Annotated in this window: 9 protein-coding genes; 4 read left to right on the forward strand and 5 right to left on the reverse strand. The window is 62.9% G+C overall.

Translation table 11 applies throughout. The features are described from left to right. Positions 1 to 103: 103 nt before the first annotated feature. Complete coding sequence (locus tag QCL51_RS24390) at positions 104 to 472, reverse strand: response regulator (RefSeq protein WP_031322660.1); 369 nt, start codon at positions 470 to 472, stop codon at positions 104 to 106. Further along, a complete protein-coding gene (locus tag QCL51_RS24395; RefSeq protein ID WP_021784861.1) occupies positions 469 to 1461 on the reverse strand; it encodes a response regulator in 993 nt (330 codons plus the stop codon). Before QCL51_RS24395 ends, QCL51_RS24390 begins: the two co-directional genes overlap by 4 nt. Before the next feature lie 238 nt (positions 1462 to 1699). On the opposite strand from QCL51_RS24395, the gene QCL51_RS24400 reads away from it, so the two are divergent. Continuing rightward, positions 1700 to 6748 carry an AAA family ATPase gene (locus QCL51_RS24400; RefSeq protein ID WP_338444421.1) on the forward strand — a complete coding sequence of 1683 codons (5049 nt, stop codon included), beginning with the start codon at positions 1700 to 1702 and terminating at the stop codon, positions 6746 to 6748. Positions 6749 to 6844: 96 nt separating this feature from the next. On the opposite strand, the gene ycaC (QCL51_RS24405) is transcribed toward QCL51_RS24400, so the two are convergent. Both ycaC (QCL51_RS24405) and QCL51_RS24410 read right to left on the reverse strand, forming a co-directional pair. Beyond that, entirely contained in the window at positions 6845 to 7471 is a 627-nt protein-coding gene (gene ycaC / locus QCL51_RS24405; RefSeq protein WP_003253573.1) for an isochorismate family cysteine hydrolase YcaC, read from the reverse strand. Between the two features lie 72 nt (positions 7472 to 7543). Further along, complete coding sequence (locus QCL51_RS24410) at positions 7544 to 7906, reverse strand: AraC family transcriptional regulator (RefSeq protein ID WP_012054076.1); 363 nt, start codon at positions 7904 to 7906, stop codon at positions 7544 to 7546. A gap of 180 nt (positions 7907 to 8086) precedes the next feature. On the opposite strand from QCL51_RS24410, the gene QCL51_RS24415 reads away from it, so the two are divergent. The 3 genes from QCL51_RS24415 (at position 8087) to QCL51_RS24425 (ending at position 12352) form a co-directional block, all read left to right on the forward strand. Continuing rightward, positions 8087 to 9073, forward strand: coding sequence for a GlxA family transcriptional regulator (locus tag QCL51_RS24415; RefSeq protein WP_338444423.1), 987 nt, complete (start codon positions 8087 to 8089; stop codon positions 9071 to 9073). Positions 9074 to 9271: 198 nt separating this feature from the next. After that, the gene (locus tag QCL51_RS24420) at positions 9272 to 11059 is read left to right on the forward strand and encodes a monovalent cation:proton antiporter-2 (CPA2) family protein (protein WP_021784864.1); all 1788 of its coding nucleotides are present in this window, start codon (positions 9272 to 9274) and stop codon (positions 11057 to 11059) included. Positions 11060 to 12058: 999 nt separating this feature from the next. After that, positions 12059 to 12352, forward strand: coding sequence for a DUF3077 domain-containing protein (locus QCL51_RS24425; protein ID WP_021785214.1), 294 nt, complete (start codon positions 12059 to 12061; stop codon positions 12350 to 12352). Between the two features lie 174 nt (positions 12353 to 12526). Here the strand turns inward: QCL51_RS24425 and ycaC (QCL51_RS24430) are convergent, their stop codons facing one another. Then, positions 12527 to 13156: an isochorismate family cysteine hydrolase YcaC gene (gene ycaC, locus QCL51_RS24430; RefSeq protein WP_021785215.1), complete on the reverse strand. Its 630-nt coding sequence runs from the start codon at positions 13154 to 13156 to the stop codon at positions 12527 to 12529. Positions 13157 to 13340 lie beyond the last annotated feature (184 nt).

Raw genomic sequence — 13340 nt, forward strand, 5'->3', positions numbered from 1 at the left:
CTAATCGATCAACCTGCGGAGCATTGCGCATTTATCCAGAGATTGATTGCGCAGGTGTGCTGTGAGGGGTCTTAAAGCGTAAGGCCTCTTCGCGGGCTTAACCTCACTGACCGCCGGCCAAAGCCTCTTCAACCACCTTCAGCAGCACCTCTTCAGAAAACGGCTTGCCCAGGCAGGCCAGTGCCCCAAGGCCCATCGCTGCCCGTACCGAGCCATCGTCCCAATGTGCCGACATGCAGATCACCGGCAAGCGCCACCCCCGCTGTGCCAGCTCACGCTGTACCTCTAGCCCGCTCATCCCCGGCATCTTCAGGTCAAGCAACACACAGCCCGCCTCGCCCGCCAGTGGCGAGGCCAGGAAGGCGTCCGCGGCGGAAAACGACAAGGTCTCGAACCCCGCCGAGCGCAGCAGGTTGGCCAGGCTTTTGCGCACCGAGGCATCGTCGTCGACGATGCACACCACTCTGCTCATGCGCTGCCCAGGCTCTCAGACCGCGCGCCGAGAAGGTTGTGCATGGCCGCAAGCTCCAGCAACGAGCGGGACTGCATCTTGTTCATGATGTTCTTCTTGTGCACCTTGGTCGTCACCTCACTGGTGCCGATCTGCCTGGCAATCTGCTTGTGCGACAAGCCGCCTACCACCAGCGAGAAGACCTGGCGCTCACGCTGAGTCAGGCGCTGGTACTTTTCCTCGACCTGCCGCGCATGGAGCCACTTGCGGCCTTCGGCCACGGCACGGGCGCGCACTGTCTGCAACAAGGTCAGCAACTGGTCTTCATCGAACGGCTTGGTCAGGAACTCCACCGCTCCGGCGCGCATGGCCTGGACTGTCATCGGGATGGTGCCGAAGCCGGTCATGAACACGATCGGCCAGGGCAGCGCCAGCCGGCACAGCGCATCCTGTACCTCCAGGCCGCTTGTACCCGGCAAGTGCATGTCCAGCAGCAGGCAGGCACAGGGGGTTTCCAGGCGGGCCTCGAACAGGGCCTCGGCGCTGGCAAACAAGTGATGCGGGATGTCCTGCGAGCGCAACAGCCGGCCCAAAGCGGTGCGCACCGACGGGTCGTCATCCACGACCAGCACCGGCACGTTCACGCGCTCATCGAGCGGCTCGACAGCCTCGGCCATGGTGTGCAGCAACGACCCACCCAGTGCCTGACCCGGCACCTCGAGGCTGATCTGCGCGGCCAGACGGTAGCCCCGGCGCGGCACGGTCTGGATCAGGCCGCGGTCGCCAAAGGCCTTGCGCAGCAAGGACACCTGCACCTGCAAGTTATTGTCCTCAACCACCGTACCAGCCCACACCTGACTGAACAGCTCGTCCTTGCCGACCACGCGGCCCCTGGCCCTGATCAGCGTGGCCAGCACTTCGAAAGCACGCCCCCCCAACAGGATCGGCTTGCCGTCGACATAGACTTCGCGCCGCTCCAGCGACACCAGGGCATTGCCTATTCGGATCATGGCTTCCTCGCGCGGGCACGGGCGTTTTCGCTGCATGGGCAGCCTAAGCCAGCATACGCATTCAGACAATTATCCCGAGGGATAGGTTGGCCTGAGGACTATACAAAAGCCCGCCGGCCCTCAGGGGACGATAACGGACAACAGCGTGCCCGTTCCTGCCAAGCAGGCTGTATCCCGCATTCATGCTGGGCCCGCTGCGTATACTCGCGCCTCAGGATGTCGCTAGCGGGGGTGCTTTATGCTCGATGAACGCCTTGCCCACAGGCCCATCGATTACGATCAGTCAATCGACGAAGGCTGGCTGAACCAGTGCGAGATCAGCGCGCTGGGCCAGGAAGGTGAACTCAGCTATTTCCGCCTGCGCGACCCAGCCACAAATCAGGCTTGGATTGCCGTGCGCGCCCCGCTCGAGGCCCCTACCGCCTGTCAGCGCCTGGAACGTGACTACCGCCTGCAACTGGACCCGCAATGGGCTGTGATCCCCTCTGCGTTCGTGCGCTCGGCTGAAGGCCCATTGCTGGTGTACCCGGCCGTGCGCTCAGTCGCCGACCTGATCGCGGAAGGCCCTGCGGCGCTGGAGCCGTTTCTCGACATCGCGGTGAACGCCTCCCTCGCGTTGGCGCAAGCGCACGAAGCCAATGTGCTGCACGGTACACTGCAGCCCGGGCATGTGTGCCTGGGCGCCCACCAGCGGGTGCGACTGGGCTTCTTTCGCGCCGACCCGGCAGAGCGGATCAGCGAACAGGGCACCCCGCTCGGCAATTGGGCCTACCTGGCACCGGAACAGGTTTGCCCGCACGGTAGCAGCAGCGACCGACGCAGTGACATCTATGCCCTGGGCGCGATCCTCTACCAGTTATTGCTGGGCGAGCTGCCACTGGCCGGGCGTGACACCCAGCACTGGCGACAGCTGCATGCGGGTGTGCAGCCGCGTGCGGCCTGCGAAGTGGACAGCAACGTGCCGCCACCCCTCAGCCTCATCCTGGCAAAGGCCTTGGCCAAAGAGCCGGACGCCCGCTACCAGAGCGCGCGCGCCCTTGCAGTGGACTTGGCTCACTGCCAGCGGCAGTGGGCCGCCCACAAAACCCTGGCACCCTTCACGCCAGGTTGCGCCGACCCGGTAGCGCCTGGCCGCGCACGCCTGTACGGCCGCGGCGCCGAGCAAAAGGCCATTACCCTGCTGCTCAGGGCCTTGCATCGCCACAGCAAACCACAAGCCCTGGTCATCAACGGCGCTGCTGGCATGGGCAAGTCGAGCCTTGTCGAAGCAGCGCTCAAGGTCAACGCTGAAGGTTACTGGGCCGTCGGCAAGTGCAACAGCCAAGCCCAAGCTGTGCCCTACACGCCCTGGATCGAAGTACTCGGCGCCCTGACCACCCAGTTGCTGGCCAAGAACAGTCAGGACCTCGACACCCTGCGCCGCGAAATCCTGCGCCGCATCAAAGGTCATGGCCGCCTGCTCGGCAAGCTGGCCCCGGACCTGCAACTGATTCTCGGCCCACTGCCCCAATTACCCGCCAAGCCCACGCGCCTTGCGCTGCAGAAGGAACTGCACGCGATCATTGAATTCCTGCAGGTTTTCACCCGGCCTGGCCAACCGCTGGTGCTGTTCTTTGACGACCTGCAATGGGCCGACGACGCCACCCGACAACTGTTGGCCCAACTGCTGGCTGAAGCGCCGGCCAACCTGCTGCTGATTTTTACCCGGTGCAACGATACGCCCACCACCAGCGCACCGCTGGCCATACCTGCAACGGTGCGCAGCACCACGCTGAACCTGCGGCCGCTGGCCGTTGGAGCGGTGGCCGAGCTGATTGGCGAGCGCTACCACGTTGCCCCCGAGGAGGCATTTCAGCTAGCCGAACTGGTGCACGACAAAACGGCGGGCAACCCGTTTTTCATCAACCAGATCCTCAGGGCCATGGTCGAGGACCAGCTGTTCATCTTCGACACCCAGGCCATGCGCTGGTCGTGGTGCCTGCAGGCTGTGGCCCGGCACTGCTATTCCGACAATGTGGCCGACCTGATGGTCCACCGCCTGGGGCGCCTGCCGGCACCGCAACGCGACCTTGTGCGGGTCGTCAGCGCGGCGGGCAGCCACTGCGATGAGCGCCTGCTTCGCCAGCTGCTCGCCCAGCCGCCAGGCGAACCGTTGAAAACCTTGATTGGCGCCGGTTTCGTGCAACCGGGCCAGAACGGCTTGGGCTTTACTCATGACCGGGTGATGGAGGCCGCTTATGCACTAACGCCCGAGCACGAGCGCGCCTCGCTGCATGCACGCATCGCCCTGGCCATGCGCCAGGCTTGGCCAGACTACATGCAGGAGGGGCTGTTCGAGCTCGCCAGCCAGCTGCAACGTGCCGCCCCCTGCGGGTTTACAGCGGATGACTGCGAAGCGTTCCTGCAGCTTTTACGCGAGGCCGCATCACGCGCACGCGACGCCGGCGCCTTCGAGCAGGCCGCAGGCTACCTGCACACCGCCGAGCAGCTGCTGCACCACGGCGCCACGCTTGAAAGCCGCGCCACGCATGGCTTTGCCATCGCCTGCATGGCGACGGAGTGCGACATGCAACTGTCACGAACGATCGCGGCCGAGGCACGCCTCACTGAATGCAGACAGCGTGCCCGCTCGGCGTTGGAGCAGGCGCGAGCGTGCCGGCTGCAGGCACTGCTGTATACCTTGCGCGGTGACTATCAGGCAGCCATCGACAGCGCCCTGAGCGGCCTGGACTTACTGGGTATAAGCCCGGTGCGGGGCGTCGACTGGCAACAGGTCGAGGCCAGTCACGCCCATGTACAGGCGTTGGTCGAACAGAAAGGTCGGCATTGCCTGGAGTCGCTACCGCGCACCGAATCGGAGGAAGTGACGGTTGCCATCAGCCTGCTGGCCACCCTGTCATCATCGTTCTTCGTGAAGGATGACATCTGCTTCCTGCACCTGGCCAAGCTGATGGAAATGTCGCTGCTGCACGGCGTTGCCCCAGGTAGCACCTACGGCATGGCCTGGTACGGGGTGATGATTGCCGAACGTTTCGGCGCTTACCATGATGGCCATGCCTGTTGCCTGGCCGCGCTCAAGCTGATCGAGCGACACGGTTTCGAAGCTGATTTGACCAGTGCGCTGCTGGCCCTGGACCAGGTCAGCGCCTGGACCTCACCCATGGAATTCGCCCGACGTACCACGTTGGATGCCATCGACTCGGCGCGCCTGAGCGGCGACCTGGCGATGAGCTGCTACGCCTGCAACCATCTGGTATCAGATTCGCTGTTCATGGGCCGCTACCTGCCGGACGTGGTCGAGGAAGTGGCGCAAGGCCTGGCCACTGTGCGTCACCACGGCTACCGCGATGTCGAGCAGATCCTGCAGGCCCAGCAAGCGTTCGTCGCCAACCTGAGTGGCCTGCCCTGCCCGGCCCCGGCCGCCCCCTCCAGGTCGCCCACCACGCGGTTCTTCCAACACCTGTTCGCCGCCATGTGCGCATTTTACATGGGCAATATCCCGAAGGCCATGCGCGACCTGGCATTGGTCGGTGACAACAGCTGGGCGGCACCGGCGCACATCAACCTGGCCGACTATCATCTGTTCCGCGGCCTGGCCTTGGGCAGCCCCGAAGCCCACGGCAGCCTTGCCGACAAGCTGCGCGAGCTACAGGCCCTGCGCGAGCGCTTCAGCCGCTGGGCCGGCTTCAACCCGGCCACCTTCCGCAGCAAGCAGTTGCTGATCGAAGGCGTCATCGCCAAGCTCGAAGGCGACGGCCTGGGCGCGATCCGCTGCTTCGACCAGGCGCAAATTGCCGCCACCGCTGCCGGTTTCATCCACGAGCAGGCACTGGCCCATGAACAGCTGGCCGAGGTGTGCATCCCCAACGGCCTGATCTCCGGCGCCAACCTGCACCTGCGCATCGCCCGCGACTGCTTCCATATCTGGGGCGCGACCGGCAAGGTGCACCAGCTTGAGACATTGCATCCGTTTCTACGCACCCAACCGATTCAGGAGACCTATCGCGCCACCCACCAGGCCAAGCTGGACCTCGAAGCCGGCATAGAAGCTGCGCGGGCACTGTCCGAGGAAGTGCTGCTCGAAGGCCTGATCGAAACCCTGATGGGCCATCTGACCCAGCACTCCGGTGCCGATCGCGGCGTGTTGCTGATTGTAAGCGGCGCCGAATTCCAGATGGCTGCCCTGGCCCACATCGACGACGCCGGGCTGCACGTGAGCATGGACAACTGCCAGAAGTTCATGACCCAGGCACCGCTGTCAGTCATCAACGCCACCATGCGCACCCGCAAACCGCTGGTGCTCAACGATGCCCTTGATGAGTGCCCTGAGGCCTTCCGCCAACAACTGCAGGCACGCAACGCCCGCTCGGTGCTGTGCCTGCCGCTGGTGATCCAGGGCGTGCTGATCGGCCTGGTGTACCTGGAAAACCGTCTTGTGCCGAACCTGTTCGGCAGTCAGCGCCTGGCCATGCTGGAGATCCTCGCCTCTCAGGCGGCGGTGTCGCTACAAACGGCCAAGTTCTACACGCGCCTGGCCGAGGAGAACCAGATCCGCGCACAGATGGAGGCTGAGTTGCGCCGCTCGCGTGCGGAACTGGCGCGCAGTGCGCACTTGCAGGCGATGAATGAGCTGTCAGCGTCCATCGCTCACGAGATCAGCCAGCCGCTCCTGGGCATCGCCTCCAATGCCGCGGCCAGCCTGCGCTGGCTGAAACGCGCCAAACCCGACCTGGAAGAAGCGATTGCCGGCCTGGAAGATATCCGCAACGACAGCGAACGGGCCGGCAACATCGTGCGGGCGCTACGGTCCTTGGCCAAGCAGTCGCCGATGCAACTCAAGGCAGTGAAGCTGGACGAATTGATCCGCGAGGTGGTGCGCCTGACCTCGGCCGATGCCGCCAAGGGCAAGGTGAATGTGCAGACGCAGCTACAGGCCGGGGTCTGCGTGACAGCCGACCCGGTGCAGTTGCAGCAGCTGGTGTTCAACCTGATTACCAATGCTCTGGAAGCATTGGCTGGGTATCGCAGTGACGGGGTGCTGAAGATTGGATCGGCGGTGGTCAAGGATGGGGTGGAAATCTGCGTGGACGACAACGGACCGGGGATCGTAGCGGACGAGCGGGAGCGTGTATTCGATGCGTTTCATACCACCAAGACCGGTGGCATGGGGATGGGCTTGGCGATCTGCAGTTCGGTGGCTCAGGCCCATGGCGGGCAGTTGCAGGCGCTGGTGTCGCAGTTGGGTGGATGCCGGATTCGCTTCTTTCTGCCTGTGAGTCACTCATAACCTGTGCCGGCCTCTTCGCGGGTAAACCCGCTCCTACAGTCGGCGCAGCCATGGTAGGGGCGGGTTTACCCGCGAAGAGGCCGATACAGGTTTACATCATCGCGAGGCGAGCGCTGCGTAGCTGTTCATCAGGTTGCGGTAGTTGGGAATACGCTGCGACAGCAGGTTGCCCAGCCCTTCGATATCGTTGCGCCAGTCGCGGTGCAGTTCGCAGGCCACCGAGAACCAGTTCATCATCTGCGCACCCGCCTGGGTCATGCGCACCCAAGCCGCTTGCTGCACGGTTTCGTTGAAGGTGCCCGAGGCATCGGTCACCACGAACACTTCAAAGCCTTCCGCCAGAGCCGACAGAGTCGGGAAAGCCACGCACACATCGGTCACCACACCAGCGATGATCAGTTGCTTGCGGCCCGTGGCCTTGATTGCCTTGACGAAATCTTCGTTGTCCCAGGCGTTGATCTGGCCCGGACGGGCAATGTACGGCGCATCTGGAAACATTTCTTTCAGCTCGGGCACCAACGGGCCATTCGGGCCTTGCTCGAAGCTGGTGGTGAGGATGGTCGGCAGGCCAAAGAACTTGGCCAGGTCGCCCAAAGCCAGCACGTTGTTCTTGAATTCGTTGGGCGAAAAATCCTGCACCAGCGAGATCAGGCCAGTCTGGTGGTCGACCAGCAGCACCACGGCGTCGTCTTTGTTCAGGCGCTTGTAATCGGGTTGGCTCATGGGGGTGACTCCTTGGGTTGGGATAACGGGCCGGCACTGTCCGCAGGGGTTATACCGGTGGATAGCTTCGGCTTAAGAAAGTACCTGCGCCTGCCGCCAGGCCTTGGGTGGCTGGCCGACCAGGCGGCTGAACGCGCGGGTGAAATGGGCCTGGTCACAAAAGCCGCATTCCAGGCTCACATGGGTGATAGGTGCCTCAGTGGCGAGCAAGCGCTTGGCCTTTTCCATGCGCGCCAGCAGGCGCCAGGCTTGCGGCGAAAGGCCGGTGTTGACTTTGAAAGCGCGAGAAAAATGGCTGCGGGTAAGGTTGCATACCGCGGCGATCTCAATGATCGACAACGGGCTGTGCAACATCAGCTCCTTGGCCCGGCGCAGCCGCGCGGGCGTGAGTGCGCCGGGGGTTTGCAGCGGCGCTTCGGGCGTCCCAGGGTACATGGCGACTCTCCTGTTCAATGCAGAAAGTCTCGCCCCCGGCACATGACGAAGTCCTGAGCCAAACCTGAATTATTGTTAATTGTGCGCTGCTGGCCCTGAGCGTTTTGCCGATACCTTAAGATGCGTTTCGTATTCAGCTTTTGGCCGCTACCAGCGGCCGGCATTCAAGGCGAAAGAGGTATGCAGGAAAAACCCGCCCACCGCACCGTGGCCATGGTGCTGTTCAACGATGTGCTACTGCTGGATGTCACCGGCCCCATGGATGCATTCGCCATCGCCAACCGATTCTTGCCAGCAGAACGGCAATATCGGCTGCTGACCTTGGCCGAGGGACAAGCGGTGGTACGCGGCTCATGCGGCCTGAAGGTATTGGCAGACCGGCGCCTGGAAGACTTGCCGGAAGCCGTCGACCTGTTGCTGGTGCCCGGCGGCCCAGGAGCCTATGCCGTCGCATTGCCAGGGATCGAGCGCTGGCTACCCAAGGCCGTGCGCCAGGCCAAACGCTTCGGTGCCATCTGCACCGGGGTGTTCCTGCTGGGGCGGGCCGGGTTACTCAATGGCTATCGCTGCACCACCCACTGGAATTACGTGGAGCGCCTGGCAGAAGCGTTTCCCGAGGCCAAGGTGGAGACCGAGCAGATTTATGTGATGGACCGCTGCCTGATCACCTCGGGCGGTATCACTGCAGGGATCGACCTGGCACTGGCGGTGGTTGCCGAGGACCATGGCAAGGCGCTGGCCCTGGAAGTGGCCAAGGTGCTGCTGGTTGCCCGTCATCGTCAGGGCGGGCAGACACCTTACGGGCCGTTGCTGGCTGCGGTACCACGCGACGACTCGCCGATTGCCCGGGTGCAGGCCTATATAGTCGACCACATCGAGCAGGCGTTCACCGTGCAGAAAATGGCCGAACTGGTGGCCATGAGCGGGCGTAACTTTGCCCGGACGTTTCTGCGTGAGGTGGGCATTACGCCGCTGCAGTACCTGCAGAATGCGCGCATCGATCGTGCGCGCAAGCTGCTCGAATGCGGTGACCTGCCGATGAAGGTGGTGGCGGCGCAGTGCGGGTTTGGCAGTGACCGACACATGCGCAAGGTATTCTTTGAGCGAATTGGCATGACGCCGGCGCAGTATCGGGCACAGTTTGGTGGCGGTGGACAGTCGGATTAGCGCTGCCTTCTTCGCGGGCGCGTCCGCTCCCACAGAGATAGCACAGGCCTTGAGCCCAGGTAAGCGCTGGCACCGATTGTCACCCTGATCAGGACAATTTTTCTTCCCATTAGATGATTGTCTGACGCCAACCTACCCCTCAGAATTGTCCGTCAAACTGTTCGAACGCTGCCCCGGCAGCTCATGGAGTAAGAGCCAATGCCACACGAAGGCAGCCTTCTGCAAACTGCGGTGATCTTCCTGCTTGCCGCCGTCCTCGCCGTCCCCCTGGCCAAGCGCTTGCAACTGGGTGCCATGCTCGGCTACCTGCTCGCCGGTGTGGTCATCGGCCCGCAAGCACTTGGCCTGGTCCACGACACAGAAAGGGTGGCGCACATTTCCGAACTGGGTGTGGTCTTGCTGCTGTTCATCATCGGCCTGGAGCTGTCGCCCAAACGCTTGTGGCTGATGCGCAAGTCGGTGTTTGGTGTCGGCACTGCCCAAGTGTTGCTGACCGGCGCGGTTATCGGCGCCATCGCCCTGTTCGGCTTCAGCCAGACGCTGCCCGCGGCCATCGTGCTCGGTCTGGGCCTGGCGCTTTCGTCAACCGCCCTTGGCCTGCAGAGCCTGGCCGAGAACAAACAACTCAATGCCCCGCACGGCCGTCTGGCGTTCGCCATCCTGTTGTTCCAGGACATCGCCGCGATCCCGCTGATCGCCCTGGTACCACTGCTGGCCGCCACTGGCCCGGACACCAGCAGTGGCGACAGCCTGGAGAATGGGCTGAAGGTATTCGCCAGCATCGCCGTGGTCATCATCGGCGGCCGCTACCTGTTGCGCCCGGTGTTCCGCACCGTGGCTCGCACCGGCCTGCCGGAAGTGTCCACTGCCACCGCCCTGCTGGTGGTGATCGGCACCGCCTGGCTCATGGAACAAGCCGGTATTTCCATGGCCCTGGGCGCCTTCCTCGCCGGCCTGCTGCTGGCAGACTCGGAATACCGCCACGAGCTGGAATCACAGATCGAACCCTTCAAGGGCCTGCTGCTGGGGCTGTTCTTCATCAGCGTCGGGATGGGTGCAAACCTGCACCTGCTGCTGGAGATGCCGCTGGTGGTGCTGGGCCTGACCCTGTTGCTGGTGGCCGTGAAGCTGGTGCTGCTGGTCGGCACCGGTCGCCTGGCCGGCGGCCTGAGCGGCGCCAGCGCGCTGCAACTGGGCATGGTGCTGGCCGCCGGCGGCGAGTTTGCCTTTGTGGTGTTCAAGCTGGGCAAGGACCAGGGCCTGTTCGATACCCAGACCTACGACCTGCTGCTGATGACCATTACCCTGTCGATGGCCATCACCCCACTGCTCATGATTGGCTGCGCCCGTGCCCTCAAACGCGCGCAGCCAGTGCGTGAAGTGCCCGACCATTACAAGGCCATCGACGCCGGCACGCCGCGGGTGGTAATCGCCGGCATGGGCCGCATGGGCCAGATCGTCGCGCGTATCCTGCGGGCACAGAAGATACCGTTCGTTGCCCTGGAAACCTCGGTGGATGCCATCGAGATGACCCGTATGTTCGAACAGGTGCCGGTGTTCTACGGTAACCCGCTGCGCCCCGAAGTACTGCATGCGGCCAAGGTGGGTGAGGCGGAGTACTTCATCATCACCATCGATGACCCGGAGGCCGCCATTCGTAGCGCTGAACGGGTGAAACGCCTGTACCCGCACCTGAAAGTGCTGGCCCGCGCGCGTAACCGCCAGCACGTGCACAAACTGGCGGATGTGGGCGCCGAGCCGATTCGCGAGACATACCACTCCAGCCTGGAAATGGCCCGCCGGGCACTGGTGGGGTTGGGCCTGAGCGATGAACAGGCGGCGGACCGCATTGCACGGTTTACCCAGCATGACGAAGAGGTGCTGGAGGCCCAGGGGCAGGTACGTGATGACCGGGCCAAGGTGATGCAGACGGGCAAGGAGGCGCGGGTGGAGCTGGAACGGTTGTTTGAATCGGATGCGGGTTGAGGCCTTTTGGCGCATGCCTTGAGGGTTGTAGTGCCTGTGAGATCGAGGTGAGCGCTAAGGGGACGTGCGCGTCTGCCCCAGGAATAATTGGCCCGAAACAAATGTAGGAGCGAGCATGCCTTGAGGGTTGTAGTGCCTGTGAGATCGAGCGCCGCCCGCGCGGCGCATCGCGAGCAAGCTCGCTCCTACATCTGTTTCGGGCCAGTATCGCCTGTGCCTGCGCGCGCGACCGCCCTGTTTGTCCCCCACGATATCGAGGTGAGCGCCAAGGGGACGCGCGCGTCTGCCCCAGGAATAATTGGCCCGAAACAAATGTAGGAGCGAGCATGCCTTGAGGGTTGTAGTGCCTGTGAGATCGAGCGCCGCCCGCGCGGCGCATCGCGAGCAAGCTCGCTCCTACATCTGTTTCGGGCCAGTATCGCCTGTGCCTGCGCGCGCGACCGCCCTGTTTGTCCCCCACGATATCGAGGTGAGCGCCAAGGGGACGCGCGCGTCTGCCCCAGGAATAATTGGCCCGAAACAAATGTAGGAGCGAGCTTGCTCGCGATGCGCCGCGCGGGCGGCGCTCGATCTCATGGGCGCCAAAAAACTATCGCCAGGCACCTGGAAGCCATCCTGCAATTTCCTGACGATCACCTCGCCGCCATTACGCGAACTCACAAAAACCATCACAAATCGCCTAATTATCAGCTGGGTCCTACTTCCCCGCGAACCATTTCCTACGTTCACGCCAATCCCAAGGAATTATCCTACACACCGTGTCGACGCCCGTCTGATTGTCCAGGGAAGGCCTGCTCTCTAGGCTAACCGGGTCGCTGTCGGTTCAGCGATCGGGTGTGGAAACCCGGATGTGATGAAGGGCTGCCGTTATGGCAGTTGTGCGCGTGAGGCCGTTTGGCCTACCGGCTTGCCTTCTCCCCGGTTTTCCACCCCGCGCACAACTGCCGCCTTCTGCGTGGAAACGGGTGGTTGCAGTTCAATCCTGGAGAAGGAATTGCCATGAAAAGAATCGTCCCCGATCCACCCCTCCCCAACACCACCCAACGCTCTTTCAGCCGCTGCGATGCCGGCCATCGCCCATTGTTCACCGTAAACCCAGGCGTTTCCGCCCACGATGCCCTGGTGCATGTCGCCCAATACCTGCGCGGTGCCTACGACTGTGGCTACAAAGCCTTGGAACATCTGGATGACACAGGCAAGAGCCTGTTCTGGAGCAACCTGAACGCACTCGAAATGGCAGAAGGTTTGGTTGAGGCGTTGCTGGATGGGATTGAGTCACAGCCCATGAACTGAGTCGCCTGTACCGGCCCTTTCGCGGGCACGCCCGCTCCCACAGGTTGGACTGGCGTTGAATCTTGCGCGATCCCTGTGGGAGCGGGCTTGCCCGCGAAAAGGCCGGTACAGCAAACAAAAAAGGCCGGCTCCCTATAGAGAGAGCCGGCCTTTGTGCGCGTTGCTGATGGTTGATTACTTACCCGCAGTCAGCGCGTTATAGCTGGTCATCAGGTTGCGATAATCCGGAATGTGGTTGGAGCATAGTGCAGCCAGCCCTTCGACATCGTTGCGCCAGTCGCGGTGCAGCTCGCAGGCCACGCCGAACCAGGTCATCAGTTGGGCACCCGCCTGGCTCATGCGGTCATGCGCGGCATCACGGGTCATTTCATTGAAGGTGCCGGAAGCATCGGTCACCACGAACACGTCAAAGTCTTCCTCCAAGGCCGACAGCGCCGGGAACGCCACGCAAACCTCGGTCACAACACCTGCAATGATCAGCTGCTTCTTGCCGGTCGCCTTCACCGCCTTGACGAAATCCTCGTTGTCCCAGGCGTTGATCTGGCCAGGGCGGGCAATGTACGGCGCATCCGGGAATAGGGCTTTCAGTTCCGGCACCAATGGGCCGTTGGGGCCTTGCTCGAAGCTGGTGGTGAGGATGGTCGGCAGGTTGAAGAACTTGGCCAGGTCAGCCAGCGCCAGCACGTTGTTCTTGAACTTGTCCGGCTCGATATCGCGCACCAGGGACAGCAGGCCAGCCTGGTGGTCGACCAGCAGTACGGCAGCGTCGTCTTTGTTCAGGCGGTTGTAGGTGAATTTGCTCATGGTCTGTGCTCCTAAGGTTATGAATTTTTCAGCAATCCGGGGTGTTTCGCGTTGATGGGCACAGATTAAAATCATCACCTTTGCGGCGGTAGTTAGCAGAATCTGGCTTTAGCGTTCTGATTTAGGAACGATGGATTTGTAAGGGCTGTGCTGGCCTCTTCGCGGCTAAAGCCGCTCCTACAGG

Source organism: Pseudomonas sp. LTR0, assembly GCF_036630035.1.
Classification (GTDB): Bacteria; Pseudomonadota; Gammaproteobacteria; order Pseudomonadales; family Pseudomonadaceae; genus Aquipseudomonas; species Aquipseudomonas putida_Y.

Coding starts and splice junctions, on each gene's coding strand:
- QCL51_RS24390 (WP_031322660.1), bottom strand. CDS start 472: ATGAGCAGAGTGGTGTGCATCGTCGACGACGATGCCTCGGTGCGCAAA.
- QCL51_RS24410 (WP_012054076.1), bottom strand. CDS start 7,906: ATGTACCCTGGGACGCCCGAAGCGCCGCTGCAAACCCCCGGCGCACTC.
- QCL51_RS24420 (WP_021784864.1), top strand. CDS start 9,272: ATGCCACACGAAGGCAGCCTTCTGCAAACTGCGGTGATCTTCCTGCTT.
- ycaC (WP_021785215.1), bottom strand. CDS start 13,156: ATGAGCAAATTCACCTACAACCGCCTGAACAAAGACGACGCTGCCGTA.
- QCL51_RS24415 (WP_338444423.1), top strand. CDS start 8,087: ATGCAGGAAAAACCCGCCCACCGCACCGTGGCCATGGTGCTGTTCAAC.
- ycaC (WP_003253573.1), bottom strand. CDS start 7,471: ATGAGCCAACCCGATTACAAGCGCCTGAACAAAGACGACGCCGTGGTG.
- QCL51_RS24395 (WP_021784861.1), bottom strand. CDS start 1,461: ATGATCCGAATAGGCAATGCCCTGGTGTCGCTGGAGCGGCGCGAAGTC.
- QCL51_RS24400 (WP_338444421.1), top strand. CDS start 1,700: ATGCTCGATGAACGCCTTGCCCACAGGCCCATCGATTACGATCAGTCA.
- QCL51_RS24425 (WP_021785214.1), top strand. CDS start 12,059: ATGAAAAGAATCGTCCCCGATCCACCCCTCCCCAACACCACCCAACGC.